Consider the following 26,512-nt stretch of genomic DNA (forward strand, 5'->3'; position numbering starts at 1 on the left):
AACCCGAGGTCTGCCGGTGAATCCTTCCACCGCGCAGGCCAGGGTCATCGTCGACGAACTCGTCCGCAACACCGTCTCGCACGTCGTCCTCTGCCCGGGCTCACGCAACGCCCCGCTGTCGATCGCGCTGTACGACGCGGCCGCCGCCGGGCGCCTCCAGCTGCACGTCCGCATCGACGAACGCGGCGCCGGTTTCCTCGCCCTCGGCATCGCCGCGCGCACCGGGCGCCCCGTCGCGCTGCTGTGCACCTCGGGCACCGCGGCCGCGAACTTCCACCCCGCCGTGCTGGAGGCCGACCGCGCGGGGGTCCCGCTGATCGTGCTGACCGCCGACCGGCCGCCCGAGATGCGGGCCGCCGGCGCGAGCCAGGTCATCGACCAGCACCAGCTCTACGGCAACGCCATCCGCTACTTCGACGAGCTCGCCGTCGCCGAACGCCGCGCCGGGCAGAACTCGTACTGGCGCGGCCAGATCTGCCGCGCCTGGAACGCCGCGTACGGCGAATGGCGCTGCGGGCCCGTGCACCTGAACATCCCGTTCCGGGAGCCGCTCGTGCCCGATATCGATGATGACGGCGAGTGGTACGAGTCACTCGAAGGGCGTCCCGACGGCGCTCGCTGGACGGAACTCCCGGACTTCGGCGCGCTTCCCTCTTTCGTGGTGCCCTCGGCCCGCCATGGCCTGGTCATCGCGTGCGACACCGGCGTGCAGGCGGCCAGCGAGTGGGCCGAGCTGCACGGCTGGCCGGTCGTCTCCGAGACCGGCGGTATCGGGATGGCGGGCGCGACCGCGATCTCGTCCGGCGCGTGGCTGCTCGGCGTCGAGGAGTTCATCTCGCGGCACAAACCCGAACAGGTCCTGTGCATCGGGCGTCCGACGGTGTTCCGGCAGGTCCAGCGGGTGCTGTCCGATCCGGACGTCGAGGTGCTGCTGGTCCGGCCGGATTCGGACTGGCCCGCGCCCGCGCACAACGTCCGCCAGGTCGGCCAGTGGTTCGACGAGCCGACCAAACCGGCCGATCCGGAGTGGCTCGCGAGCTGGCAGCGCGCGGACAAGGCGGCGGCGGGGGCGGTCACCGAAGCGCTGGCCGACGAGCCGTGGCCGAGCGGGCTGCGCCTGGCGACCGAGCTGGTCGACGCGGTCCCGGAGGGATCGCTGCTGGTCGTCGGCTCGTCCAACCCGACCCGCGACGTCGCCCTCGCCGGACGCCTGCGGCCCGACGTCCTCGTGCACCGCAACCGCGGCGTCGCCGGGATCGACGGCATGGTGTCGACCGCGATCGGCGCCGCGACCGTCCACAGGGGACATTCGTACGCCCTGCTCGGCGACCTGACGTTCCTGCACGACGCGAGCGGCCTGCTGACCGGGCCCGCCGAACAGCGCCCCGACCTGACGATCGTGGTGCTCAACGACGACGGCGGCGGCATCTTCTCCCTGCTGGAGCAGGGGGCGCCCGAGCACAACGCCAGCTTCGAGCGGGTCTTCGGCACGCCGCACGGCGCCGACCTCGGTGCCCTGTGCGCCGGATACCGCGTGCCGCACGTCGTCGCCGAGACGCTCACCGAGTTCCGCGCGGCGCTCAAGCCCGCGCCAGGGCTGCGCGTGGTGGAGGTTCGCGTGGACCGAACGCGCCATCGCGAGCTGCATGCGCGCCTCCGTACGGCGGTGTCCTCCGCCGTGCGTGCTGTCTAGCCGTTTTTGATCTCAGTCCAGAGGCTAGGAACCCCTCCTTCGGACGTGTCTCCGCGTCGATCGGCTGGCTACGTTCGAGCGCGCTGACAAATCCTGGGAGGATTCGCAATGCGCTTGAAGACTCGCGCCGGCTTCGCCGGATTGACCGCTGGCGTCGTCTCGGTGCTGCTCGCCGGCAGCGCGGCCGCCGCACCCGCGCCCGGCTCGATCGGCATCGGCGACCCGTACTACCCGCACGCCGGCAACGGCGGCTACGACGTCGGTCACTACGACCTCCGGCTTACCTATCAGCCCGCGACCGACCTGCTGTCCGGCGCCACGACGATCCTGCTCACCGCGACGCAGGACCTCTCGGCGTTCAACCTCGACTTCGGGCTGAAGGTGTCGAGCGTCCGGGTCAACAACCGGCCCGCGAAGTTCGCGACGTCGACCGACGGCACCGGTGAGCTCACCGTCACGCCGGCCTCGCCGCTGAAGAAGGGCCAGACGGCGACCGTCGTCGTGGCCTACGCGGACACGCCGTCGAAGGTGAAGATCGACGGCTTCACCGCCTGGAAGAAGACCCCGGACGGCGCGCTGGCCGTCGACGAGCCGCAGAGCGCGGCCTGGTGGTTCCCCTCCAACGATCACCCGACCGACCTGGCCACCTACGACATCTCGGTCGAGGTCCCGAACGACGTCGCCGCGCTGTCGAACGGCACGCTCGTCCGCAAGACGGTGCAGCGGCCGGGCTGGACGCGCTGGAACTGGCGCAGCACCAAACCGCAGGCGACGTACCTCACGTCGCTGGAGGTCGGCAAGTTCGAGGTGAACCAGCAGACCACGCCGGACGGCCAGCCGTTCATCACCGCCTACGGCGCCGACCTCGGCGAATCGCTCGGCGCGGCCAAGGCCAGCATCGAGCGGACGCCGGAGATCACCGAGTTCCTCGCCTCGAAGTTCGGGCCTTATCCGTTCGAGGCGCAGGGCGGCGTCGTCACCACCGGCATCACCTTCGCGCTGGAGAACCAGACGCGGCCGGTGTACGGCGCCAGGGCCTTCCGGAGCGGCTCCAACACCTCGATCGTCGCGCATGAGCAGGCGCACCAGTGGTTCGGCAACAGCGTCACGCTGGGCAAGTGGAGCGAGATCTGGCTGAACGAGGGTTTCGCCTCCTACGGCGAGTTCCTGTGGTCGGAGGAGGCCGGCGAGGGCACGGCCGACGAACTCGCCCAGTACATCTACGACTCGATTCCGGCCGAGGACCCGTTCTGGCAGGTCCTGCCCGCCGACCCGGGCGCGGACAACCAGTTCGACGCGGCCGTCTACGACCGCGGCGCGCTCGCGGTGCACGCGTTGCGCAAGGCCGTGGGTGACGACACGTTCTTCCGGATCCTGCAGACCTGGCAGCAGGTGAAGAAGGCCAAGTCGGCGGTGATCCCGGAGTTCATCGCGCTGGCGGAGCGGATCTCGGGCAAGCCGCTGTACGACCTGTTCCAGACGTGGCTGTACACGAAGGGCAAGCCCGCCGTGGGCCCGAACGGTGCGCAGGCGGCATTGCGGGCCGCTGTGGCCCCGGTCGCACCGAAGTCGTACCCGCAGATCAAGGCGACCCATGAATTCCTCGCCGAGCGACACGCCCACTGACGGGTAGCGATACGCTCGCGGCGTGACGGCCAAAGCGGAGCGGGTGAGGCGCATCGGGTGGTATGCCGCCCTCGTTGTCGCCTCACTCGTCACCGTGCTCGGTGTCTCGCTGCTGTTCGCCGCCATCCGGAACGACAGCGCGATCGAAGCGGAGCTCGGGCAGGCGACGGCGCAGGTCGAGTCGGTGGCCTTCGACCGCACGATCATCAACTACGCGACCCCCGACGGCATCATGCACAGCCCGGCCAACGGCGTGCTCTACCCGTCCGGGCTGGCCGCCGGGCAGTTGGTGAACATCGAGTACGACGTCGGCGACCCGGAACTCGCGCGGGTGGCCGGGCGCTCGGCGGCGAACACGCTGCTGCCGCTGGGCAGCATGATCTTCTTCACCTGGCTGATCGCCGGCCCGCTGCTGTGGTGGATCCGGCGGCAACGGCTGGCCTACCGGCGCTCGCTCGCCGAGTCGTCCGCCTGATCACGCGAGTTCGCCTTCCAATCACGCGTGTCGTCCCTCTGATCACGCGAGTGCGCCGTCTGATCACGCGAGTTACGCCCCCAATCACGCGAATCTCGCGCCCGATCACGCGAGTTACGCCCCCAATCACGTGAGTCCCGCACCCATCACGCGAATCTCGCGCCCGATCACGCGAGTTACGCCTCTAATCACGCGAGTCCCGCACCCAATCACGCGAGTCCCGTCCCCAATCACGTGAGTCCCGTGCTCAGTCGCGCGAGCTGGCCGTACGGAACCGGCGAACACGTGTGATCAGACGGCGCACACGCGTGATTGGAAGGCGAACTCGCGTGATTGGAGGCGTAACTCGCGTGATCGGGCGCGTAACTCAGCCAACCGACTCCTGCCACCAGCCCAGGACCTCGTCGGCCACACCGGGGGCCGCGACCAGGAGCGCGTCGACCGGCAGGGCCGCGCCTTCCCCGTGCCGGTCCAGGACCACGGCACCCGCCTCGATGGCCAGCGCGACCGATCCGGCGACGTCCCATTCGCGGTAGCTGTGCAGCACCGCCGCGGCCGCGTGTCCCAGCGCGACCTGCGCGATCGCCAGCGCCGCCGAGCCGAGCACCCGGACCCCGGCGTGCGCGGCGGCGGCCCGTTCGATGAACTGGCCCATCCCCGGCCAGACACCCTTGCGCGTGAGTTCCGTGCAGACGATCGCGCCGGCGGTCCCGCACCGGTCGGTGAGCGTGATCGGCTTGCCGTTCGCCCGGGCGCCGCGGCCGCGCGCGGCGGCGTAGATCTGGGCGCGGTACGGGTCGGCGACCACGCCGACCACCGGGCCGGAAGCGTCGATCAGGGCGAGGCTGTACGCGCACCAAGGCACACCGGCGACGTAGTTCGCGGTGCCGTCGATCGGGTCGACCACCCAGCGGTATTCCGCGACGTCGGCACCGTGGTCGGCACCGAATTCACCGCCGACGACGGGGATGCCGGGGAATTCCGCGGTCAGCACGCGCCGGGTGTGACGTTCGAGGATCCGGTCGGTGTCGGTGACCCAGTCGAAGGGCGAGTCCTTCGGATCGGGCTGGGCGCCCCGGCCCGCGGTCGCGGTGATCACGTCGGTCGCGTCGTTGGCCAGCCGCCCGGCCACTTCGAGGGCCCTCGACACCAGCCCGGGCTCGACGGGCTGAGGCGGCCTAGACGACAGGAGGGTCATGCCTGACTAGTGTGGCCGAGCCTGGTTTACGGAACACGACCTTGAGATGACATGTCGTCTGTTCCGTTTTTGTTGGCGTGGGTGTCACAACCGGATGCGACAGTGATCCGCGTGCGAGTCGCGATAGTCACCGAAAGTTTCCTGCCCCAGGTGAACGGCGTGACCAACTCCGTGCTCCGCGTCGTGGAACACCTCCGCGACCGCGCGCACGACGTGCTGATCATCGCCCCCGGGCCGGGTCCCGTGGAGTACCTCGGCGCCCCGGTCGTGCGCATTCCCGCCCTCGATTTCCCCGGCGTGAACTCCCTCCCGGTCGGCGTCCCGACCAGGACGGTGCTCACCGCATTGGCCGATTTCGGTCCGGACGTGGTGCATCTGGCGTCGCCGTTCGTGGTCGGCGCCCGCGGGCTCGCCGCGGCCAGGCGGCTGCGGGTGCCGTGTGTCGCGGTGTACCAGACCGACATCGCCGGTTTCGCCGCCGCGTACGGCTTCGGTATCGCCGCCCGCGCGGCCTGGCGCTGGGTGCGCCGCCTGCACTCGCGCGCCGACCGCACGCTCGCGCCGTCGACGGACTCGGTGGATCAGCTGAAACTGCACGGGATCCCGCGGGTGCACCGCTGGGCGCGCGGTGTCGACATCGAGCGGTTCTCGCCGGTCCACGCCGACCCCGCGATGCGGGCCGAGCTGGCGCCGAACGGCGAACTGCTCGTCGGTTTCGTCGGCAGGCTCGCGCCCGAGAAGGAGGTCGAGCGCCTGACCGCGCTCGCCGGGGTCGACGGGATCCGCGTGGTCGTCGTCGGTGACGGGCCGGAACTGCCGATGCTGCGCGAACGGATCCCGGGTGCCGCGTTCCTCGGCGCCCGCTACGGCGAAGAGCTCTCCGCCGCGTACGCGAGCCTTGACGTGTTCGTCCACACAGGACCGCACGAGACGTTCTGCCAGGCCATCCAGGAGGCGATGGCGTCCGGGCTGCCGGTGCTGGCGCCGAACGCGGGCGGCCCGAAGGATCTGGTCCTGCCCGGCCGCACCGGCTATCTGCTGCCCGCCGACCGTGCCGGGTTCGCGACGGCGCTGGTGGACAAGGTCGACGACCTGCGCGACGAAGCGCTGCGCGCCAGGCTGGGGGAGAAGGCACGAAAGGTCGTGCTCGGCCGCACCTGGCCCGCGGTGTGCCATGAACTGGTCGGCCACTACGAGGCCGTCCAGGGCAAGATCGCTCGCGCGGCCTGAAATGCACATCGTCCAGCTGGCCAACTTCTACGGGCCACGCTCGGGCGGGCTCCGCACGGCCCTGCACCACCTCGGCGCCGGCTACGTGGCGAGCGGCCATCAGGTGACCCTCGTGGTGCCCGGCCCGCGCTACGCGGACGAGACGCTTCCCTCGGGAGTCCGCCGGTTTTCCCTCCCCGCACCGCAGATCCCGGGTACCGGCGGCTATCGCGCGGTCGATCCGCATCGCGTGCGCGCGGTGCTGGAACGCCTGGAGCCGGACCGACTGGAAGTGTCCGACAGGCTGACCCTGCGCGGCATGGGCGTGTGGGCGCGGCGCAACGGCGTGCCCAGCATGGTGATCTCGCACGAGCGGCTGGACCGGCTCCTGGAGCAGTTCCTGATGCCGGAACCCGTCGCGCGGCGGGTCGCCGACGTCGCGAACCGGCGGATGGCGCGGCACTACGACACGGTCGTCTGCACGACGGCGTTCGCCCGCGCGGAATTCGACCGGATCGCCGCGCCGAACGTGCGCCGGGTGCCGCTCGGCGTCGACCTCACGACGTTCGCCCCGGCCCGGCGCGACGACGGCTGGCGGCACACGCTGACCGGGAACGCCGACGCGCTGATCGTCCACTGTGGACGTCTGTCGCCGGAGAAGCACGTCGAGCGCAGCGTGGACACCGTCGCCGAGCTGACCGAATCAGGGCACCGCGTGCGGCTGGTGATCGCCGGTGACGGCCCTCGAAGGCGTGCGCTGGAACGGCGGGCGCGCGGGCTTCCGGTGACCTTCCTCGGCTTCCTCTCCGGACGCGGCGACGTCGCGCGGCTGCTGGCCAGCGCCGACGTTTCCCTCGCTCCCGGTCCACACGAGACGTTCGGGCTCGCCGCGCTGGAGGCGCTCGCTTCGGGCACTCCGGTGGTGGTCTCGGCGTCGTCGGCGCTGCGGGAGATCGTGCGACCCGGCTGCGGCGAGGCCGTCGACGATCTGGCCCCGGCGTTCGCGGGCGCCGTCACCGGTCTCCTGGAGAGCCCCGAGGACGCGCGGCGGGCGGCGGCGCGGGCGCGAGCGGAGGAATTCGCCTGGCCAAGATCGGTACAGGGAATGCTCTCCGCACTCGCTTGAACACTTTGTATCCATTTTGTACAACCGGCATTCATCGTCCCCTCACGCCATCGAGCGAGAGGACGGCACGTGAGGTTCGAAGTACTGGGCACGTTCAGCATCTCTTCCGGATCGCGGTCGGTCCCGCTGCACGGCCGGATGAGGAGAACGCTCCTCGGCGTGCTGCTGGTCCGCGCGAACACCTTCGTCCCGGTGAACGTGCTCACCGAGGCGCTGTGGGACAGCAAATGGGAGCCGCGGGCGGTGCCGAAGCTGCACTGGCACGTCCACAAGCTGCGGCAGGCCCTGCCCGAAGGCGACCGGCTCACCTTCGACAACGGCGGCTACCGGCTGGAGGTCCACCCCGGCGAACTCGACGTCGAGACCTTCGAGACGCTGGCGGGCCAAGCGTTGAAGGCCGCCGGCCCCGCGCAGCGCGCTTCGCTGATCCGGCAGGCCCTCACACACTGGCACGGCGCGCCCTACGAAGGCCTCGACGTCCCGCTGCTTTCGGACGAGACGATGCGTCTCTCGGAGCACCGGCTGGTCCTGCTCGAAGAGCTCTACCAGGCCGAACTGGACCTCGGGCGGCACGCGAGCGCGGCCGTCGAGCTGGCGGATCTGGTGCGGCGGAACCCGTTGCGGCAGCGTGCCCAGTACCTCCTGATGGACGCTCTTTGGCGAGCCGGGCGCACGTCCGACGCGCTGGCGGCGTACCGGCGTGCACGCCGGGTCTCGGTCGATCAGCTCGGCCTCGAACCCGGGCCGGAACTGCGGTTGCTGGAGCGGAGGATCCTCGCCGGCGAGGTCGCGGGGGCCGGTGCGCACCGTGCCCCGGCGTTGCTTCACCGGGCCAGGTGAACCTACGGCGCGTCGCTTTGCTCCCGCTTGGGTGACCTGTCTCAGGACCTCGGGGTTAGGGTTCGAGGCATGTCCCGAGCGAGTCTTGACAAGGATCCGCACGAAGTCGCCGCCATGTTCGACGACGTCGCGGACGGCTACGACCGCGCGAATTCGTTCATGACCTTCGGCTTCGACCGCCGCTGGCGCACCATCACCGGCCGGGTGCTGGACGCCAAACGCGGCGAGAAGGTGCTGGACCTCGCGGCGGGCACCGGCGTGTCCACGGTCGAGTACGCGCGCAACGGCGCGTGGTGCCTCGCGGCGGACTTCTCGGTCGGCATGCTCAAGGCGGGCAAGCACCGCGGCGTCCCGATGGTGGCCGCGGACGCGATGAAGCTGCCGTTCGCCGACGAGAGCTTCGACGCGGTGACCATCTCGCTCGCGCTGCGGAACTTCGTCGACACCAAGGCCGCGCTCACCGAGATCGCGCGCGTGGTCAAACCGGGCGGCCGTCTGGTGATCTGCGAGGTGTCGACGCCCACATTCCCGCCGATCCGGTTCCTCCACCGGAAGTTCATCGCGAAGCTGCTCACCTGGGTCGGCGCCAGGACCTCGTCGAACCCCGAGGCCTACTCCTACCTGGCCGAATCCATGCTCGCGTGGCCGGATCAGCGGACGCTGGGCGAGATCATCGCGAGCGCCGGGTGGACCGAGGTGGAGTGGCTGAACCTCACGTTCGGCGTCGTCGCCATCCACCGCGCCAAAAAGCCCTCCGTAAACTCGCGGCCATGACACGTCGCAACGCTGACCACGACGCCGAAGTCATCGTCGTCGGTGCCGGACCGGCCGGCTCCACCGCCGCCACGTACCTCGCCCGCGCGGGCGTCGACGTGCTGCTGCTGGAGAAGACCGAGTTCCCGCGCGAGAAGGTGTGCGGCGACGGTCTGACCCCGCGCGGCGTCAAGCAGCTCATCGACCTCGGGATCGACACCAGCGAGGACGCGGGCTGGGTGCACAGCCGGGGCCTGCGGATCCTCACCGGCGAGCTCACGCTGGAGCTCGACTGGCCGGACCTGACCAGCTACCCGCCGTACGGCGTTTCGCGGACCCGCCAGGACTTCGACGACCTGCTCGCGAAGACCGCGGTCAAGGCGGGCGCGCGGCTCTACGAGCGCACCACCGTCACCGGCGCCATCACCAGCCCCACCGGTCGCGTGATCGGTGTCGAGGCGAAGGTCGGCCCGGAGAAGACGCCGGTGAGCTACCGCGCGCCGCTGGTCCTGGCGTGCGACGGCGTCTCCGCGCGGCTCGCGCTGAGCGTCGGCATCCAGAAGAACGAGAAGCGCCCGATGGGCGTCGCGGTGCGGCAGTACTACAAGAGCCCGCGCCACGACGACCCGTTCATCGAGGGCCACCTGGAGCTGTGGGACCGCTCGGACCCGCGCGACCCCAAGCTGCTGCCCGGCTACGGCTGGGCGTTCCCGCTGGGCGACGGCACGGTGAACGTCGGCCTCGGCATGCTGTCGACGTCGGCCGCGTTCCGCAGCACCGACTACCGCGCGCTGCTGCGCCAGTGGCTCGACGGGACGCCCGAGGAATGGGGCTACCGCGAGGAGAACGCCATCGGCAAGGTCGGCGGCGCCGGTCTCCCGATGGGCTTCAACCGCACCCCGCACTACCGCGACGGCCTCCTGCTGCTCGGCGACGCGGGCGGCATGGTCAGCCCGTTCAACGGCGAGGGCATCTCGGCCGCGATGGAGTCCGCGCAGCTGGCGTCCGAGTTCGTCGTGCAGGCGCTGGCGCGCCGCGAAGGCCCTTCGCGTGAGCGTGCCCTTGAGGGCTACCCGCGCGCCGTCGCGGAGCTCATGGGCGGCTACTACCGGCTCGGCAACGTGTTCGCGAAGCTGATCGGGAAGCCGAAGGTCATGCACGCCGCGACGAAGTACGGACTGCGGATCAACTCGATCCTTCCGTTGGTGTACAAGGGACTTTCGGGCTGCTACGACGCCAAGGGCGGAGACGGCGTGGACCGTCTCATCGCCGCTCTGGCGCGCGCCACCCCCTCCCCGCGCTGACGCTTTCGTAACTCGCGTGAAGGCCCCCTTCCCTCGGCTCAGCCGAGGGAAGGGGGCCTTCACGCGCTTGGGGCTCCACACGTCTGGACCAGTCACGGGTACTCCGGGCAGTGGTATCGGTCACAGGACAAATGTGGTCAAACGGACCCCGGAAGCCGATCTTGGGAACGACGTCGCAGGTCATCGGTACCGCACGCCGGAAGTAACCGTACTGGCCGTGCGGCCAAGTTAGGGCAGCCTTATAGCACGGGGCCTAGGGACAAGAATGTGAGTCACGTCCTACACTCGCCCCATGCTTTGTGAATCGCTTCACATCCTCGACGGGAGGCTTGTGAACTATTTCACAAGCAAGGGGGCCGTCATGCACGGCCCGTAAGGGTTGCCTTACCCCCGGCGGTGTGACCCAGGTGACTTAGGGTGCCGACCGAGGGAAGCGGTGAACCCCGACTCGAAAACCGCAGCGGCGCGGAAAGGATGGCGAAAACCCCGTGCTGATGTTGCCCGTGCTGACCCAGGCGAGCACCCCCTCGGTGCCCAACCTGGACATGTACCTCCCCCTGGTCCTCTTGTTCGTCCTCGCTCTCGCGTTCGCGGTGCTGTCGGTGCTGCTCGGCCCGCTCGTCGGCCCGAGCCGCGCCAACAAGGCGAAGCTCGCGGCCTACGAATGCGGTATCGAACCGTCGCCGCAGCCGGTCGTCGGCGGCGGCCGGATGCCGGTCGCGTACTACATCACCGCGATGCTGTTCATCCTGTTCGACATCGAGATGGTCTTCCTCTACCCGTTCGCGGTCTCCGCGGACGCGCTGGGCATGTTCGGCCTGGTGGAGATCGTGCTGTTCATCGCGACGGTCGGTTTCGCGTACGCCTACGTGTGGCGTCGCGGCGGCCTGGATTGGAACTAGAGAAGCATGGGCCTCGAAGAAAAACTCCCCAACGGCATCCTCCTGGCCAGTCTCGAAGGCCTGGTGAACTGGGCCCGCAAGAACTCGATGTGGCCCGCCACCTTCGGTCTCGCCTGCTGCGCGATCGAGATGATGACCGTCGGCGGTTCGCGTTACGACATCGCGCGTTTCGGCATGGAGCGCTTCAGCGCGACGCCGCGCCAGGCGGATCTGATGATCGTCGCCGGCCGCGTCACGCAGAAGATGGCGCCGGTGCTCCGCCAGATCTACGACCAGATGGCCGAGCCCAAGTGGGTGCTGGCGATGGGCGTCTGCGCCTCGTCCGGCGGCATGTTCAACAACTACGCCGTGGTGCAGGGCGTCGACCACATCGTCCCGGTCGACATGTACCTCCCCGGCTGCCCGCCGCGCCCCGAGATGCTGCTCGACGCGATCCTGAAGCTGCACGCCAAGATCCAGGACGAGCCGATCAACGCCCGCCGGGCCGCGATCCGCGCCGCCAGCGGTGAGCGCACCGAGCTGATCGCCTCCTCGATCAAGTACGCGAAGAAGTGAGCGACGTGCCCGAAGAAAACTCCCCCGAAACCCCGGAAACCGGCGGCGAGCAGTCCAGCGCCGAACGGCCCGCAGGCGGCCTCGAGCCGCAGGGCACCCGCCCGGCCGAGCCGGTCGTCACCGGTAAAGAGCGCCAGGGCATGTTCGGTGTCAGCGGCACCGGTGACACCTCCGGTTACGGCGGCGTCCGCCTCCCCGCGTACAGCCCGCCCCCGGCGGAGCGCCCGTACGGCGGCTGGTTCGACGAGTTCGCCGACGAGTTCTACGCGGCCTTGGCGGACAACAAGATCCCGGCGGACGCGATCCAGCAGACCACGGTCGACCGCGGCGAGATCACCTTCTACGTCTCCCGCGAGCACCTCGTCGAGATCGCCAAGGTCCTGCGCGACGACGCCGGTCTCCGCTTCGAGCTGCTCAGCTCCGTCTCCGGCGTGGACTACGGCGTCGACGTCCCGCAGCGGCTGCACTCGGTCTACCACTTCACGTCGATGACGTACCGCCGCCGCATCCGGCTGGAGGTCACTCTCGACATCGAAGACCCGCACGTCCCGTCGCTGGTCGGGGTCTACCCGACCGCCGACTGGCAGGAGCGGGAAGCCTGGGACATGTTCGGCATCGTCTACGACGGTCACCCGGCGCTGACCCGCATCCTCATGCCGGACGACTGGGACGGCCACCCCCAGCGCAAGGACTACCCGCTCGGCGGGATCCCGGTCGAATACAAGGGCGCGGAGATCCCGCCGCCGGACCAGCGGAGGTCGTACTCGTGAGCACCGAAAACCTCTCCGACGTCACGACAGGCACCGCCACCGGACCCCGAGGCGCCGACAGCACCGACGACGTCAACTACGCCGACTCCCGCGAGACCACCGAAGGCCGCGTCTACACCGTTTCCGGCGGTGACTGGGAAGACCTCATCGAGGACTCCCGCCACGACGAGCGCATGGTCATCAACATGGGCCCGCAGCACCCGTCGACGCACGGCGTGCTCCGGCTCGTGCTGGAGATGGAAGGCGAGACCGTCACCCAGCTCCGTTCGGTCATCGGCTATCTGCACACCGGGATCGAGAAGAACTGCGAGTACCGCACGTGGACCCAGGGCGTCACCTTCGTGACGCGCATGGACTACCTCGCCCCGCTGTCGACCGAGATGGCGTACTGCCTCGGCGTCGAGAAGCTGCTCGGCATCCAGGCCCCGCGCCGCGCCGAACTGCTGCGCGTGATGCTGCTGGAGATCAACCGCATCGGCTCGCACCTGGTCTACATCGCCACCGGCGGCATGGAACTCGGTGCCACCACGGCGATGACGCTCGGTTTCCGTGAGCGCGAAGAGGTCCTGCACCTGCTGGAGCACCTCACCGGTCTCCGGATGAACCACGCGTTCATCCGCCCCGGCGGTCTCGCGCAGGACATGCCCGCCGACTACCACGAGGTGGTCAGCGCGTTCGTCAAGACGATGGACGAGCGGCTTCCCTTGTACGACAAGCTCTTCACCGGTCAGCCGATCTGGCGCAACCGGCTCAAGGGCGTCGGGTACCTGCCGGTCGACGCGTGCCTCGCGCTCGGCGTCACCGGCCCGGTGCTGCGCAGCGCCGGTCTCCCGTGGGACATGCGCAAGACCGAGCCGTACTCCCGCTACGAGGAGTTCGAGTTCGACATCCCGACCTCGACCGAGGCGGACTGCTGGGCGCGCTACCTGCTGCGTGTCGAGGAGATGCACCAGAGCCTGCGGATCATCAAGCAGTGCCTGAAGAAGCTCGAGCCGGGCCCGGTCATGGTCGAGGACAAGAAGGTCGCCTGGCCGGCGCAGCTCTCGATCGGCAGCGACGGCATGGGCAACTCGCTCGAGCACGTCCGCAAGATCATGGGCCAGTCGATGGAGTCGCTGATCCATCACTTCAAGCTGGTCACCGAGGGCTTCAAGGTCCCGCCGGGCCAGACCTACACGTCGGTGGAATCGCCGCGCGGCGAACTCGGCGTGCACCTGGTCTCCGACGGCGGCACCAGGCCGTTGCGGGTCCACGTGCGCGAACCGAGTTTCGTGAACCTGCAGTCGATGCCCGCGATGGCCGAAGGCGGCCTGGTGGCGGACGTGATCGCCGCCATCGCCTCGATCGACCCCGTCATGGGGGGAGTGGACCGTTGAGCACCCAGCCCGGAACGACACCGACGCCCGAGCCCGGCACCAGCCTGGCCGAGCAGACCCATATCGCCGCCGGTGGCGACGTCGACGTGATCGCGATCGCGCCGGATCCCGCCGAGGCGGAGGGGATCCTGGAGAACGCGAAGCTCGAAGACATCTTCGACGCCGACACGTACGCCAAGGCGCAGAACCTGATCTCGCGGTATCCGCAGTCGCGGTCGGCGCTGCTGCCGATGCTGCACCTCGTGCAGTCGGTGCAGGGTTACGTGAGCCAGGAGGGCATCGCCTTCTGCGCGCAGAACCTGGACCTGTCCGACGCCGAGGTCAGCGCGGTCGCGACGTTCTACACCATGTACAAGCGCCGCCCGTGCGGCGAGCACCTGGTGAGCGTCTGCACGAACACGCTGTGCGCGGCCATGGGCGGCGACGCGATCTACAAGAAGCTCCAGACGCACCTCGGTTCCGAGGAGAAGCCGTTGGGGCACAACGAGACCGCGGGCACGCCGAACGAGCCCGGCTCGATCACGCTGGAGCACGCCGAATGTCTCGCGGCCTGTGACCTCGCCCCGGTCATCCAGGTCAACTACGAGTACTTCGACAACCAGACCGAGGAAAAGGCCGTCGCGCTGGTCGACGCGTTGCAGGCGGGCAAGAAGCCCGCCCCGACGCGCGGCGCGCCGCTGACGAACTTCAAGGGCGCCGAACTGCAGCTCGCCGGGTTCTTCCCGGAGGACGCGCAGCAGTACCGCACGGACGTCGACGGTCCTTCGCAGGCCGTCGAGACCCTGCGGGGAGCGCAGGTCGCGCAGGACCGCGGCTGGACGGCTCCCGCCATGAAGGACGTTCCGCTCCCCGAAGTGGAGAAGAAGTAATGGCCGATCCCATCACCCCGGTCCTCACGAAGCGCTGGCTTTCGCCCAACTCCTGGACGATCCAGTCCTACGAAGCCCTCGAGGGCTACACCGCGATCCGCAAGGCGCTCAAGGCCACTCCCGAGCAGATCGTCCAGCTGGTCAAGGACTCCGGCCTCCGCGGCCGTGGCGGCGCGGGCTTTCCGGCCGGCATCAAGTGGTCCTTCATGCCCCCGAACGAGGACAAGCCGCACTACCTCGTCATCAACGCCGACGAGGGCGAGCCGGGCACCTGCAAGGACATCCCGCTGATGATGGCGGACCCGCACTCGCTGATCGAGGGCTGCATCATCGCCTCGTACGCGATGCGCTCGCACCACTGCTTCATCTACGTCCGCGGCGAGGCGCTGCACTGCATCCGCCGTCTCAACGCGGCCGTGCGCGAGGCGTACGAAGCGGGCTACCTCGGCAAGAACATCCTCGACTCGGGATTCGACCTCGACATCACCGTGCACGCGGGCGCCGGGGCGTACATCTGCGGCGAGGAGACGGCGCTGCTGGACTCGCTGGAAGGCCGTCGCGGCCAGCCGCGGCTCAAGCCGCCGTTCCCGGCCGCCGCCGGTCTCTACGCCGCGCCGACCACGGTGAACAACGTCGAGACCATCGCCAGCGCGCCGTACATCGTCAACGGCGGTTCGGACTGGTTCCGCCAGATGGGCCGCGAGAAGTCGCCCGGCCCGAAGATCTACTCGATCTCCGGCCACGTCGAGAAGCCCGGCCAGTACGAATGCCCGCTCGGCACCACGCTGCGCGAGCTGCTGGACATGGCGGGCGGCATGAAGGACGGCATCCCGCTGAAGTTCTGGACGCCGGGTGGTTCGTCCACGCCGATGTTCACCGCCGAGCACCTCGATGTTCCGCTGGACTTCGAAGGCGCGGCGGAAGCCGGGTCGATGCTGGGCACGACGGCCGTGCAGGTCTTCAACGAGACCGTTTCCGTGCCGTGGGCCGTGATGAAGTGGACGCAGTTCTACGAGCACGAGTCCTGCGGCAAGTGCACGCCGTGCCGCGAGGGCACGTACTGGCTGGCGCAGATCCTGGAGCGCATGGTCGAGGGTCACGGCACCGAGGAGGACATCGACACCCTGCTCGACGTCTGCGACAACATCCTCGGCCGCTCGTTCTGCGCCCTCGGCGACGGCGCGGTCTCGCCGATCCAGAGCGGGATCAAGTACTTCCGCGAGGAATTCCTCGCACTGTGTGAAACCAACAAGCGCGAACTGGTGGGGGCGCAGGCATGACGATCGCACCCGACAAGCCGGGAACGTCCACAGAGGACACTCCGGTCCCCGAAGGCCACGTCAAGCTGGTCATCGACGGTGAAGAGGTCATCGCGCCCAAGGGCGAGCTGCTGATCCGCACCGCCGAACGGCTCGGCACGGTCATCCCGCGCTTCTGCGACCACCCGCTGCTCGACCCGGCGGGCGCCTGCCGCCAGTGCCTGGTCGAGGTCGAAATGGGCGGCCGCCCGATGCCGAAGCCGCAGGCCTCGTGCACCATGACGGTCGCCGACGGCATGGTCGTGAAGACCCAGTTGACCTCGGCCGTCGCGGACAAGGCCCAGCAGGGTGTGATGGAGCTGCTGCTCATCAACCACCCGCTGGACTGCCCGATCTGCGACAAGGGCGGCGAATGCCCGCTGCAGAACCAGGCGCTCGCGCACGGCCGCGCGGACTCCCGCTTCGTCGACACGAAGCGGACGTTCCCGAAGCCGCTGCCGATCTCCTCGCAGGTGCTGCTGGACCGCGAACGCTGCGTGCTCTGCCAGCGCTGCACCCGGTTCTCCCGCGAGATCGCCGGTGATCCGTTCATCGAGCTGCTCGAACGCGGCGCCCACCAGCAGATCGGCACCGCCGAGACCGCGGACGTGCTGGACCTGGCTTCGCGCACGACGTCGGGCCAGCCGTTCCAGTCGTACTTCTCCGGCAACGTCATCCAGATCTGCCCGGTCGGCGCGCTGACGTCGGCCGCGTACCGGTTCCGTTCGCGGCCGTTCGACCTGGTGTCCTCGCCGAGCGTGTGCGAGCACTGCTCGTCCGGCTGCGCCGAGCGGACCGACTTCCGCCGCGGCAAGGTCATGCGGAAGCTCGCGGGCGACGACCCCGAGGTCAACGAAGAGTGGATCTGCGACAAGGGCCGGTTCGCGTTCCGCTACGCCACGGCTGACGACCGCATTCGGCGTCCGCTGATCCGTAACGCCGACGGCGTGCTCGAAGAGGCTTCCTGGACCGACGCGCTGCGCGCGGCCGCCGAAGGGCTGGCCAAGGCACGCGACGGCAAGGGCGCCGCGGTGCTGACCGGTGGCCGCCTGACCGTCGAGGACGCCTACGCGTACTCGAAGTTCGCGCGGATCGCCTTGGGCACCAACGACATCGACTTCCGCGCCCGCCCGCACTCGGCCGAGGAGCTGGGCTTCCTCGCGTCGCACGTGGTCGGTACGACACCGGAAAGCGGCGTCACCTTCCGCGAGATCGAGCGGGCGCGCACGGTGCTGTGCGTCGCGTTCGAGCCGGAGGACGAAGCGCCGATCGTGTTCCTGCGGCTGCGCAAGGCGGCCCGCAAGAACCGCACCCGCGTCGTCCACTTGGGACAGTGGACCACCTCGTCGGTCCGCAAGACCTTCGGTGAGCTGCTGGCCTGCGCGCCGGGCGCCGAGGCCGCCGCGATCGACGGCATCGCGCAGCACGCGCAGGACGTCGACCAGGCGCTGGCTTCGGAAGGCGCGGTGATCCTCGTCGGCGAGCGCGCCGCCGAGGTCCCGGGTCTCTTCTCGGCCCTGCACCGGCTGGTGGAGCGCACCGGCGCCCGGCTCGCGTGGATCCCGCGTCGCGCGGGTGAACGCGGTGCCTTGGCGGCGGGCGCGGCACCGACGCTGCTGCCCGGTGGCCGCTCGGTCACCGACGCCGAGGCTCGCGCCGAGGTCGAAAAGGCTTGGGGCGTCACGCTTCCCGCCACGGAAGGCCGCGACACCACCGCCATCCTGAAGGCGGCCGCGGAGAACGGCCTCGACGGCCTGCTGGTCGGCGGCGTCGACCCTAACGACCTGCCGGATCCAGGCCTGGCGTTGCGGGCACTCGTGAACGCGAAGTTCGTGGTGAGCCTGGAACTGCGGCGCAGCGCGGTCACCGAGCACGCGAACGTCGTCCTCCCGATCGCCCCGGCGGTCGAGAAGGCGGGAAGCTACCTGAACTGGGAAGGCCGCCGTCGCGAGTTCGACGTCACCCTCGAAGGCACCGGCGCCCTGCCGGACTGCCGGGTGCTCGACACCCTCGCCGTCGAGATGGACGCGGACATCTTCACGCAGACCCCGGCCGCTTCGGCCGCCGATCTGGCGAAGCTGCCCGGCAAGACCGAGCCCGCGACCTTCGAGCCGGTGGCGGCCGCCGCCGCGAACGCGGGGAACGGCAAGGTCCTTCTCTCCACCTGGCGTCAGCTGATCGACAACGGTTCGCTGCAGGACGGCGAGCCGCACCTCAAGGGCACGCAGCGCGAGGTCGTCGCCAAGCTCTCGGCGAAGACCGCCGAAGGTTTGGGCAAGACCGTGAAGGTCTCCACCGAACGCGGTTCCATCACGTTGCCGATCGAGGTCGCGGACCTGCCGGACGGCGTCGTGTGGCTCCCGGGCAACTCCGACGGCTCGGCCGTCCGCGCCTCCCTCGGCGCGGGACACGGCTCCGCCGTCACCCTCACCGGAGGTGAGAAGTGACTCCGTTGCTCAGCCAGATGCCGGACGCCGCCGAGCGGGCGGCGCTGCTGGCCGACGACCCGTTGTGGCTGATCCTGATCAAGACGGTCGTCATCCTGCTGATCGGCCCGATCCTGACGATCTTCCTGATCGTCTGGGAGCGGAAAGCGGTCGGCCGGATGCAGAACCGCCCCGGCCCCAACCGGGTCGGCCCCGGCGGTTACCTGCAGTCCCTCGCGGACGCGATCAAGCTGCCGTTCAAGGAACAGATCATCCCGGACACCGCCGACCGCAAGGTGTACTTCCTCGCGCCGGTGATCTCCGCGGTGCCGGCGCTGATCGCGCTGGCGGCGATCCCGTTCGGCCCGGTGGTCTCGATCTTCGGTGAGCGCACCACGCTCCAGCTGGTCGACCTGCCGGTCGGCGTGCTGGTGATCCTGGCCTGCTCCTCGATCGGTGTGTACGGCCTGGTGCTGGCCGGCTGGTCGTCCGGCTCGCCGTATCCGCTGCTCGGCGGGCTGCGAAGTGCCGCGCAGGTGATCTCCTACGAGATCGCGATGGGTCTCTCCATCGTCGGCGTCATCCTCTACGCGGGTTCGATGTCGACCTCGCAGATCGTCGAGTCACAGCAGACCGGCTGGTACTTCTACCTGCTGCTGCCGAGCTTCGTGATCTACCTGATCTCCATGGTCGGCGAGACCAACCGCGCGCCGTTCGACCTCCCCGAGGCCGAATCCGAGCTGGTCGGCGGTTTCCACACCGAGTACAGCTCGATGAAGTTCGCGATGTTCTTCCTCGCCGAGTACGTCAACATGGTGATCGTTTCGGCGTTCGCGACGACGTTGTTCCTCGGTGGCTGGAAGTTCCCCTTCGTCGGCGCGGACCACGCGCTGAACCAGGGCTGGCTCCCGCTGATCTGGTTCGCCGCGAAGCTGTTCATCCTGCTGTTCGGCTTCATCTGGCTGCGCGGCACGCTGCCGCGGCTGCGGTACGACCAGTTCATGCGGCTGGGCTGGAAGGTCCTGGTGCCGGTCAACCTGGTCTGGATCGTCGTGATCGTCACGGTCCGCGCGATCAAGAACTCGGGTGGCCTGTCCACCCCGCAGATCCTCATCGGCGGTGGCGCGCTCATCCTCGTCGTCGTCATCCTGAGCCTGCTGCTGCCGGACAAGAAGGTCCCGGACGACGACTACGTCCCGGTGACCGGCGGCGGGTTCCCGGTGCCGCCGCTCGACCTGCAGGTCCCGGAGAAGACCCCGCGTCAGAAGGCCATCGCGAAGGCCGAAGCCCGGGCTGCCAAGCGCAAGCCCGCGGCGGTTTCCAGTGGAAGGGAGGCCGGCGATGGGGATGTTTGATCCCATCAAGGGTTTCGGTGTCACCTTCGGCATGATGTTCAAGAAGGTCGCCACCGAGGAGTACCCGGAGGCGGGCGCCCCCGCGGCTCCGCGCTACCACGGCAGGCACCAGCTCAACCGGCATCCGGACGGGCTGGAGAAATGCGTCGGCTGCGAGCTGTGCGCGTGGGCCTGCCCGGCGGACGCGATCTTCGTCGAAGGCGGCGACAACACCGAAGAGGCGCGGTACTCGCCCGGTGAGCGGTACGGCGCCGACTACCAGATCAACTACCTGCGCTGCATCGGCTGCGGGTTGTGCGTCGAGGCCTGCCCGACCCGGTCCCTGACGATGATCAACTTCTACGAGCTGGCCGACGACGACCGGCAGCGGTTGATCTACACCAAGGAAGACCTCCTCGCGCCGCTGCTGCCCGGGATGGAGCAGCCGCCGCATCCGATGCGGCTGGGCGACAACGAGCAGGACTACTACGTCAACGGTCCCGAGCTCGCGCGCAAGCCCACCGGGGCCACCGAAGCGGAGGCCGTCAAGTGATCACGGCTTTCCTCGCGCAGACCGATGTTTCGGCCGGCATCACCACCGGCGAGACCATCGCGTTCTGGGTGCTCGGCCCGCTCGCGCTGCTCGGCGGGCTCGGCATGATCTTCTCCCGCAACGCCGTGCACTCGGCGCTGTGGCTGGTCCTCACGATGCTGTGCCTCGGCGCGCTGTACATGATCCAGCAGGCGCCGTTCCTCGGCTTCACGCAGATCATCGTCTACACCGGCGCGATCATGATGCTGTTCCTGTTCGTGCTGATGCTGGTCGGCCGGGAGAGTTCCGACTCGGTCGTCGAGGTGCTGCGCGGACAGCGGGTCATGGCGACCCTGCTCGGCATCGGCGTCGGCGGGCTGCTCGCCGCGGGTCTCGCCCGCGCGATGGCCAACGTGACCCCGGCCCTGCCGGTCGACCCGGCGAACGTCGACGGCGGCGGCCCCGGCGGGCTGGGACGGCTGATCTTCACGAAGTACCTGTTCCCGTTCGAGCTCACCTCGGCGCTGCTGATCACCGCCGCGCTCGGCGCGATGGTGCTCGCGTTCACCGACCGGCACGCCAAGGGCGGCAAGAAGAACCAGAAGGAACTCGTCGTCGACCGGTTCACCGGCAAGCACGACCGGCCTTCGCCGCTGCCCGGCCCCGGTGTCTTCGCCACGGCCAACTCGGTCGCCACCCCGGCGCTGCTGCCCGACGGCTCGATCGCCAGGGAGTCGCTCTCGGAGATCATCGAGTCGACCTCGGCCGCGCAGCTGGAAACCGAGCGCAAACAGGTCGCCGGAACGGAAGAAGTTCCCGACGCCCACGCGCTCGTAGGTAAGAAAGAAGGGGACGAGGAATGACCCCGACGTACTACCTGCTCCTGTCCGCGCTGCTGTTCGCCATCGGCGCGGTCGGGGTGCTGGTGCGCCGCAACGCGATCGTCGTGTTCATGTGCATCGAGCTGATGCTGAACGCGGCGAACCTGTCCCTGGTCACGTTCGCCCGGATCAACGGGTCGCTGGACGGCCAGGTGATGGCGTTCTTCGTGATGGTCGTGGCCGCCGCGGAGGTCGTGGTGGGGCTCGCGATCATCATGGCGATCTTCCGCACCCGGCGCTCGGCCTCGGTCGACGACACCAACCTGCTGAAGTACTAGGAGCACCGAGTTGACCGCATCATCGTGGCTGCTGGTGGCCTTTCCCGCCCTCGGCGCCCTGATCCTTCTGCTGGCCGGTAAGCGCGCGCGTCCTTGGGGACACCTCCTCGGCAGTGCGACCGTCTCACTGTCCTTCGTGTACGGCCTGATCCTGTTCTTCACGGCCGACACGAAGGCCACCGCGGACGTCAAGCTGTTCTCGTGGATCCCGGTTTCGGCGCTGCAGGTCGACTTCGGGCTCCGGATCGACGCGCTGTCGCTGACGTTCGTGCTGCTGATCACCGGCGTCGGCATGCTGATCCACTTCTACTCGATCGGCTACATGGCCGAGGACCGCGACCGGTCGAGGTTCTTCGCGTACCTCAACCTGTTCGTCGCCTCGATGCTGATCCTGGTGCTGGGCAACAGCTTCGTGACGCTGTACCTCGGCTGGGAAGGCGTGGGTCTCGCCTCGTACCTGCTCATCGGCTGGTACCAGGACCGCCCGTCCGCGGCCACCGCGGCGAAGAAGGCGTTCCTGATGAACCGCGTCGGTGACGTCGGGCTCGCGCTGGCGATCTTCCTGATGTTCAAGTACGTCGGGAGCACCGGCTACGCCGAGGTCTTCGGCGCCGTCGGCCAGATCCCGACCGGCGCGGTCACCGCGATCGCGATCCTGCTGCTGCTGGGTGCCTGCGGTAAGTCCGGCCAGTTCCCGCTCCAGGCCTGGCTTCCGGACGCGATGGAGGGCCCGACCCCGGTCTCGGCCCTCATCCACGCGGCGACGATGGTCACCGCCGGCGTCTACCTCGTCGCCCGCGCGCACGAGATCTTCAACGCCACCGCGGACGGCCGCCTGATCGTCACCCTCGTCGGCACGGTCACGCTGCTGATCGGGTGCATCATCGGCTGCGCGTACGACGACATCAAGAAGGTCCTGGCGTACTCGACGGTCAGCCAGATCGGTTACATGATGCTCGCCGTCGGCCTCGGGCCGATCGCCTACGCGCTCGGCATCATGCACCTGGTGGCGCACGGTTTCTTCAAGGCCGGGCTGTTCCTCGGCGCCGGTTCGGTCATGCACGCCATGAACGACGAGGTCGACATGCGGAAGTTCGGCGGGCTGCGCAAGCACCTGCCGGTCACCTTCTGGACCTTCGCCCTCGGGTACCTGGCGCTGATCGGTATCCCGCCGCTCTCGGGCTTCTTCACCAAGGACGCGATCATCGAGGCGGCGCTGTCGCAGGGCGGCTGGCGCGGCTGGGTGATGGGCGGCGCGGCACTGCTCGGCGCCGGGCTCACCGCGTTCTACATGACGCGCCTGATGGTGATGACCTTCTTCGGCAAGGAACGCTGGAAGGAGATCAAGAGCTCCGACGGCCGCGACTTCCACCCGCACGAATCGCCCGCGGTGATGAAGTGGCCGATGATCATCCTGGCGATCGGCTCGATCGGTGCCGGCGCGTTCTTCGCCCTCGGCGACCGCTTCGCCGAATGGCTTTCGCCGGTGGTCGGCCCGCTCGAAGAGGGTGGCCACAGTGTCATCCCGCACGCGCTGGTCCCGATCCTCACCGTGGCGCTTTCGGTGCTCGGCGCGGCGGCGGCGTGGCTCTTCGTCGGCCGTAAGGACGTTCCGGTGGAACGCCCCGAGCGGGTCTCCGCCGTGGTCAAGGCCGCGCGCAACGACCTGTACGGCAACACCCTGAACGAGACGCTGGTCGCCCGCCCGGGCACCTGGCTCGCCCGCGCGCTGGTCTACGTGGACAACCGCGGGGTCGACGGCGCGGTCAACGGCCTCGCCGCCGGGCTCGGTGGCGGATCCGGGCGCCTGCGCCGCCTGCAGACCGGCTTCGTCCGCTCGTACGCACTGTCCATGCTGGGCGGCACATTCCTGCTTCTGGCGGCACTCCTGCTGGTGAGGTTCTCCTGATGACCTGGGTACTCGCATCCATCCTGCTGCCGCTCGTCGGCGCCGCGGTCGTCGCGGGGATGAAGAAGAACGACAGGCTGGCGACGCTCACCGCGCTCGTGGTCTCGCTCCTGACGTTCCTGCTGGTGATCCCGATGTGGGCGAGCTATTCGCCTTCGGGGGACCGGATCCAGCAGAAGTCCTCGATGGACTGGATCCCGAACTTCGGCATCCACATCTCGTTCGGCATCGACGGCATCGCGCTGGTGATGATCGCGGTCATCGGCCTGCTGGTGCCGATCGTGGTCGGCGCGCTGGGCCTGACCGACAAGCTCCCGGCCGGGCGTTCGGCGGGCGGGTTCCTGTCACTGATCCTGGTGCAGGAGGCGCTGACCATCGCGGTGTTCGCCGCGACCGACGTCTTCCTGTTCTACGTGCTGTTCGAGATCATGCTGATCCCGATGTACTTCCTGATCGGCGGCTACGGCGGCGCGAACCGGCAGTACGCGGCGGTCAAGTTCTTCCTGTACTCGTTCCTCGGCGGCCTGATCATGCTGGCCTCGGCCATCGGGGCGTACTCGATGGCGTCGGACGAGCTCGGCAAGGGCACCTTCGACTGGGAAACGCTCGTCACGGTCGTCCGCGACGCCCCGCTGGGCACGCAGATCTGGCTGTTCATCGGGTTCTTCCTCGCGTTCGCGATCAAGGCCCCTTTGGTGCCGTTCCACACCTGGCTGCCCGACGCCGCGGGCCAGGCGCCCATCGGCGTCGCGGTCCTGCTGGTCGGCGTGCTGGACAAGGTCGGCACGTTCGGGTTCCTGCGCTACTGCCTCCCGATGTTCCCGGAGGCGAGCAAGGAACTCGCGCCATGGGTGCTGGTGCTCGCCGTCGCGGGTGTCCTTTATGGATCGATCCTCGCGGCCGGGCAACGCGACATGAAGCGCTTCATCGCCTACGTGTCGATCGCCCACTTCGGGTTCATCGCGCTGGGCATCTTCACCTTCAACGAGCAGGCGATGGTCGGCTCGGTGTCGTACATGCTCAACCACAGCCTCGCCACCGGCATGCTGATCGTGGTCGTCGGCCTGATCGTGATGCGCGGCGGATCGACGCGGATCTCCGACTACGGCGGCATGGCGAAGGTGACCCCGCTGCTCGGCGGGATGCTGCTCATCGCCGGTCTGTCCACTTTGTCCCTGCCCGGCACGAACTCCTTCATCAGCGAGTTCCTGGTGCTGCTGGGGTCCTTTGTGGACTACCCGGTGTACACGATCATCGCGACGGTCGGCATGGTGCTGGCCGCGGCGTACGTGCTCTGGCTCTACCAGCGCGTCATGCAGGGCCCCGTGCGCGGTGACGCCCTGATGGCCGCGGGTGGTGGCCCCGGTACGGCCATCGCCCCCGAACTCGGGGCGACCAAGGCCATCAAGGACCTCGGCGGCAAGGAGATCGCGATCCTCGCGCCGATGGTCGTGCTGATCATCGCGCTCGGGTTCTATCCCAAGCCGGTGCTCGACACGATCACCCCGTCGGTGCAGCAGACCATGTCTGCCGTGCAGGGAGGCAAGTAAACCGTGCTCTTCTTGACCCAGGCGCCACTGCTGCAGGTGCCGTCGATCGACTACTTCGCCGTCACGCCGATCCTGATCATCCTCGGGGCCGCGTGTGTCAGCGTGCTGTTCGAAGCCTTCCTGCCCAAGCACATGCGGTGGCCGTCGCAGGTCTTCCTCTCCCTGGTCGGGATCGGGGCGGCGGGCGTCTTCCTGGCCTGGTACGCCAGCACTTCCGCGCCGAAGAGCGGCGTCACGACCTTCAGCGGCGCGATCGCCGTCGACCGGCCGTCGCTGTTCCTGTGGGGCACGCTGCTGGCGCTGGCGCTGGGCGCGCTGCTGCTGATCGCGGACCGTTCGGTCGAGCCGGGCGGCGCGTTCGTCGCGCAGGCCGGTATCCGCCCCGGCACGGTCCAGGACCGTGCGCAGGTGGGCACCACCGGCATGCAGACCGAGGTCTTCCCGCTGACGCTGTTCGCGCTCGGCGGCATGATGGCGTTCGTCGCGGCCAACGACCTGCTCACCATGTTCATCGCGCTCGAGGTGCTGAGCCTGCCGCTGTACCTGATGTGCGGTCTCGCGCGGCGGCGTCGCCTGCTCTCGCAGGAATCGGCGGTCAAGTACTTCCTGCTCGGCGCGTTCTCTTCGGCGTTCTTCCTCTACGGTCTCGCGCTGCTCTACGGCTACGCGAACTCCGTGAAGCTGTCGGACATCGCCAACGCCGCCGCCGGTTCGGACCGGTCGGACACGCTGCTGTTCGCCGGGCTCGGGCTGCTCGCGGTCGGCCTGCTGTTCAAGGGTTCGGTCGGTCCGTTCCACACCTGGACCCCGGACGTCTACCAGGGCGCGCCGACGCCGGTCACCGCGTTCATGGGTGCCTGCACCAAGGTCGCCGCGTTCGGCGGGATCCTGCGGGTGTTCCAGGTGGCGTTCGAGTCGACCAGCTGGGAATGGCGCGGCGTGCTCTGGGGCGTCGCGATCATCTCGATGCTGATCGGCGCGGTGCTGGGCCTGACGCAGACCGACGTGAAGCGCATGATCGCCTACTCGTCCATCGCGCACGCCGGGTTCCTGCTGGTCGGTGCCATCGCGATGACCGAGGACGGCCTGTCGAGCACGCTGTTCTACCTGCTGGCCTATGGCTTCACCACGCTCGCCGCGTTCGGTGTCGTCTCGCTGGTGCGGGACTCGAACGGTGAGGCGACGCATCTGTCCGCGTGGGCGGGCCTGGCGAAGCGGTCTCCGGTGCTGGCGGGGGTGTTCACCTTCCTGCTGCTGGCGCTGGCCGGTATCCCGCTGACCAGTGGCTTCGTCGGCAAGTTCGTGGTGTTCTCGGCGGCCCTGTCCGACGGGATGGCGCCGCTGGTCGTCGTCGCCTTGATCTTCAGCGCCGTCGCCGCGTTCTTCTACCTGCGCGTGATCGTGCTGATGTACTTCTCCGAGCCGGCGCCCGACGGCCCGACCGTCACCGTGCCCGGCGCGTTCACCACCACGGCGATCACGCTCGGCGTCATCGTCACGCTGGTGCTGGGCCTGCTCCCGGCGTTCGCCCTCGACTGGGCGGGCTCCGGCGGTTTCGCCCTCAAGTAGTCCCGGTTCGCGAAAGGCCCCCTCGCTGACGTGAGGGGG

Annotated in this window: 23 protein-coding genes; 22 read left to right on the forward strand and 1 reads right to left on the reverse strand. The window is 69.0% G+C overall.

The features are described from left to right. Positions 1–16 precede the first annotated feature (16 nt). The 3 genes from menD (at position 17) to H4W30_RS41715 (ending at position 3,794) form a co-directional block, all read left to right on the forward strand. Positions 17–1,693, forward strand: a complete 1,677-nt coding sequence (gene menD, locus H4W30_RS41705; RefSeq protein WP_192747730.1) for a 2-succinyl-5-enolpyruvyl-6-hydroxy-3-cyclohexene-1-carboxylic-acid synthase — start codon at positions 17–19, stop codon at positions 1,691–1,693. A 108-nt stretch (positions 1,694–1,801) separates the two neighbouring features. Beyond that, positions 1,802–3,319, forward strand: a complete 1,518-nt coding sequence (locus H4W30_RS41710; protein ID WP_192747731.1) for a M1 family metallopeptidase — start codon at positions 1,802–1,804, stop codon at positions 3,317–3,319. 22 nt (positions 3,320–3,341) lie between these two features. Then, positions 3,342–3,794 (forward strand): DUF3592 domain-containing protein, encoded by a 453-nt coding sequence (locus H4W30_RS41715; protein WP_192747732.1) that lies wholly within the window; start codon positions 3,342–3,344, stop codon positions 3,792–3,794. A gap of 367 nt (positions 3,795–4,161) precedes the next feature. Here the strand turns inward: H4W30_RS41715 and H4W30_RS41720 are convergent, their stop codons facing one another. Beyond that, positions 4,162–4,992, reverse strand: a complete 831-nt coding sequence (locus tag H4W30_RS41720) for an inositol monophosphatase family protein (protein WP_192747733.1) — start codon at positions 4,990–4,992, stop codon at positions 4,162–4,164. A 111-nt stretch (positions 4,993–5,103) separates the two neighbouring features. Here H4W30_RS41720 and H4W30_RS41725 point away from each other — a divergent pair, with 111 nt between their 5' ends. The 19 genes from H4W30_RS41725 (at position 5,104) to nuoN (ending at position 26,473) form a co-directional block, all read left to right on the forward strand. Further along, on the forward strand, positions 5,104–6,222 hold the full coding sequence (locus tag H4W30_RS41725) for a glycosyltransferase family 4 protein (RefSeq protein ID WP_318780769.1): 1,119 nt from the start codon (positions 5,104–5,106) through the stop codon (positions 6,220–6,222). Between the two features lies 1 nt (position 6,223). Then, entirely contained in the window at positions 6,224–7,327 is a 1,104-nt protein-coding gene (locus H4W30_RS41730; protein WP_192747735.1) for a glycosyltransferase family 4 protein, read from the forward strand. Between the two features lie 69 nt (positions 7,328–7,396). Next, entirely contained in the window at positions 7,397–8,167 is a 771-nt protein-coding gene (locus H4W30_RS41735; RefSeq protein ID WP_192747736.1) for an AfsR/SARP family transcriptional regulator, read from the forward strand. Between the two features lie 69 nt (positions 8,168–8,236). Then, positions 8,237–8,941, forward strand: a complete 705-nt coding sequence (locus H4W30_RS41740) for a demethylmenaquinone methyltransferase (protein WP_125678879.1) — start codon at positions 8,237–8,239, stop codon at positions 8,939–8,941. Beyond that, the gene (locus tag H4W30_RS41745; RefSeq protein ID WP_034310672.1) at positions 8,938–10,224 is read left to right on the forward strand and encodes a geranylgeranyl reductase family protein; all 1,287 of its coding nucleotides are present in this window, start codon (positions 8,938–8,940) and stop codon (positions 10,222–10,224) included. The genes H4W30_RS41740 and H4W30_RS41745 overlap by 4 nt, the downstream gene beginning before the upstream one ends. Positions 10,225–10,718: 494 nt before the next feature. Further along, positions 10,719–11,126 (forward strand): NADH-quinone oxidoreductase subunit A, encoded by a 408-nt coding sequence (locus H4W30_RS41750; RefSeq protein WP_192748015.1) that lies wholly within the window; start codon positions 10,719–10,721, stop codon positions 11,124–11,126. A 6-nt stretch (positions 11,127–11,132) separates the two neighbouring features. Beyond that, on the forward strand, positions 11,133–11,681 hold the full coding sequence (locus tag H4W30_RS41755) for a NuoB/complex I 20 kDa subunit family protein (RefSeq protein WP_005151847.1): 549 nt from the start codon (positions 11,133–11,135) through the stop codon (positions 11,679–11,681). A gap of 5 nt (positions 11,682–11,686) precedes the next feature. Further along, entirely contained in the window at positions 11,687–12,451 is a 765-nt protein-coding gene (locus tag H4W30_RS41760; RefSeq protein WP_192747737.1) for an NADH-quinone oxidoreductase subunit C, read from the forward strand. Next, entirely contained in the window at positions 12,448–13,827 is a 1,380-nt protein-coding gene (locus tag H4W30_RS41765) for an NADH-quinone oxidoreductase subunit D (RefSeq protein WP_192747738.1), read from the forward strand. The genes H4W30_RS41760 and H4W30_RS41765 overlap by 4 nt, the downstream gene beginning before the upstream one ends. Further along, on the forward strand, positions 13,824–14,696 hold the full coding sequence (gene nuoE / locus H4W30_RS41770; protein WP_192747739.1) for an NADH-quinone oxidoreductase subunit NuoE: 873 nt from the start codon (positions 13,824–13,826) through the stop codon (positions 14,694–14,696). The genes H4W30_RS41765 and nuoE overlap by 4 nt, the downstream gene beginning before the upstream one ends. Then, positions 14,696–15,976 carry an NADH-quinone oxidoreductase subunit NuoF gene (gene nuoF, locus H4W30_RS41775; protein ID WP_126733248.1) on the forward strand — a complete coding sequence of 427 codons (1,281 nt, stop codon included), beginning with the start codon at positions 14,696–14,698 and terminating at the stop codon, positions 15,974–15,976. The genes nuoE and nuoF overlap by 1 nt, the downstream gene beginning before the upstream one ends. Next, on the forward strand, positions 15,973–18,441 hold the full coding sequence (locus tag H4W30_RS41780; RefSeq protein WP_192747740.1) for an NADH-quinone oxidoreductase subunit G: 2,469 nt from the start codon (positions 15,973–15,975) through the stop codon (positions 18,439–18,441). Before nuoF ends, H4W30_RS41780 begins: the two co-directional genes overlap by 4 nt. After that, complete coding sequence (gene nuoH / locus H4W30_RS41785) at positions 18,438–19,775, forward strand: NADH-quinone oxidoreductase subunit NuoH (RefSeq protein WP_318780770.1); 1,338 nt, start codon at positions 18,438–18,440, stop codon at positions 19,773–19,775. The genes H4W30_RS41780 and nuoH overlap by 4 nt, the downstream gene beginning before the upstream one ends. Beyond that, positions 19,762–20,307: an NADH-quinone oxidoreductase subunit NuoI gene (nuoI, locus tag H4W30_RS41790; protein WP_038520061.1), complete on the forward strand. Its 546-nt coding sequence runs from the start codon at positions 19,762–19,764 to the stop codon at positions 20,305–20,307. Before nuoH ends, nuoI begins: the two co-directional genes overlap by 14 nt. Then, positions 20,304–21,149 (forward strand): NADH-quinone oxidoreductase subunit J, encoded by an 846-nt coding sequence (locus H4W30_RS41795; RefSeq protein ID WP_192747741.1) that lies wholly within the window; start codon positions 20,304–20,306, stop codon positions 21,147–21,149. The genes nuoI and H4W30_RS41795 overlap by 4 nt, the downstream gene beginning before the upstream one ends. Continuing rightward, the gene (gene nuoK, locus H4W30_RS41800; RefSeq protein ID WP_005151882.1) at positions 21,146–21,445 is read left to right on the forward strand and encodes an NADH-quinone oxidoreductase subunit NuoK; all 300 of its coding nucleotides are present in this window, start codon (positions 21,146–21,148) and stop codon (positions 21,443–21,445) included. The genes H4W30_RS41795 and nuoK overlap by 4 nt, the downstream gene beginning before the upstream one ends. A gap of 10 nt (positions 21,446–21,455) precedes the next feature. Continuing rightward, positions 21,456–23,354: an NADH-quinone oxidoreductase subunit L gene (gene nuoL, locus H4W30_RS41805; RefSeq protein ID WP_192747742.1), complete on the forward strand. Its 1,899-nt coding sequence runs from the start codon at positions 21,456–21,458 to the stop codon at positions 23,352–23,354. After that, the gene (locus H4W30_RS41810; protein WP_192747743.1) at positions 23,354–24,904 is read left to right on the forward strand and encodes an NADH-quinone oxidoreductase subunit M; all 1,551 of its coding nucleotides are present in this window, start codon (positions 23,354–23,356) and stop codon (positions 24,902–24,904) included. The genes nuoL and H4W30_RS41810 overlap by 1 nt, the downstream gene beginning before the upstream one ends. A 3-nt stretch (positions 24,905–24,907) precedes the next feature. Next, positions 24,908–26,473: an NADH-quinone oxidoreductase subunit NuoN gene (gene nuoN / locus H4W30_RS41815; RefSeq protein ID WP_192747744.1), complete on the forward strand. Its 1,566-nt coding sequence runs from the start codon at positions 24,908–24,910 to the stop codon at positions 26,471–26,473. Positions 26,474–26,512: the final 39 nt, after the last annotated feature.

The sequence above is a fragment of the Amycolatopsis roodepoortensis genome (assembly GCF_014873915.1).
Lineage (GTDB): Bacteria > Actinomycetota > Actinomycetes > Mycobacteriales > Pseudonocardiaceae > Amycolatopsis > Amycolatopsis roodepoortensis.

What these genes read in the sequence shown, in the direction of transcription:
- nuoK (WP_005151882.1), top strand. Translation starts at nt 21,146, where the DNA reads ATGACCCCGACGTACTACCTGCTCCTGTCCGCGCTGCTGTTCGCCATC.
- H4W30_RS41740 (WP_125678879.1), top strand. Translation starts at nt 8,237, where the DNA reads ATGTCCCGAGCGAGTCTTGACAAGGATCCGCACGAAGTCGCCGCCATG.
- H4W30_RS41810 (WP_192747743.1), top strand. Translation starts at nt 23,354, where the DNA reads ATGACCTGGGTACTCGCATCCATCCTGCTGCCGCTCGTCGGCGCCGCG.
- H4W30_RS41780 (WP_192747740.1), top strand. Translation starts at nt 15,973, where the DNA reads ATGACGATCGCACCCGACAAGCCGGGAACGTCCACAGAGGACACTCCG.
- H4W30_RS41750 (WP_192748015.1), top strand. Translation starts at nt 10,719, where the DNA reads ATGTTGCCCGTGCTGACCCAGGCGAGCACCCCCTCGGTGCCCAACCTG.
- H4W30_RS41745 (WP_034310672.1), top strand. Translation starts at nt 8,938, where the DNA reads ATGACACGTCGCAACGCTGACCACGACGCCGAAGTCATCGTCGTCGGT.
- H4W30_RS41755 (WP_005151847.1), top strand. Translation starts at nt 11,133, where the DNA reads ATGGGCCTCGAAGAAAAACTCCCCAACGGCATCCTCCTGGCCAGTCTC.
- H4W30_RS41720 (WP_192747733.1), bottom strand. Translation starts at nt 4,992, where the DNA reads ATGACCCTCCTGTCGTCTAGGCCGCCTCAGCCCGTCGAGCCCGGGCTG.
- H4W30_RS41730 (WP_192747735.1), top strand. Translation starts at nt 6,224, where the DNA reads ATGCACATCGTCCAGCTGGCCAACTTCTACGGGCCACGCTCGGGCGGG.
- H4W30_RS41710 (WP_192747731.1), top strand. Translation starts at nt 1,802, where the DNA reads ATGCGCTTGAAGACTCGCGCCGGCTTCGCCGGATTGACCGCTGGCGTC.
- nuoI (WP_038520061.1), top strand. Translation starts at nt 19,762, where the DNA reads ATGGGGATGTTTGATCCCATCAAGGGTTTCGGTGTCACCTTCGGCATG.
- nuoF (WP_126733248.1), top strand. Translation starts at nt 14,696, where the DNA reads ATGGCCGATCCCATCACCCCGGTCCTCACGAAGCGCTGGCTTTCGCCC.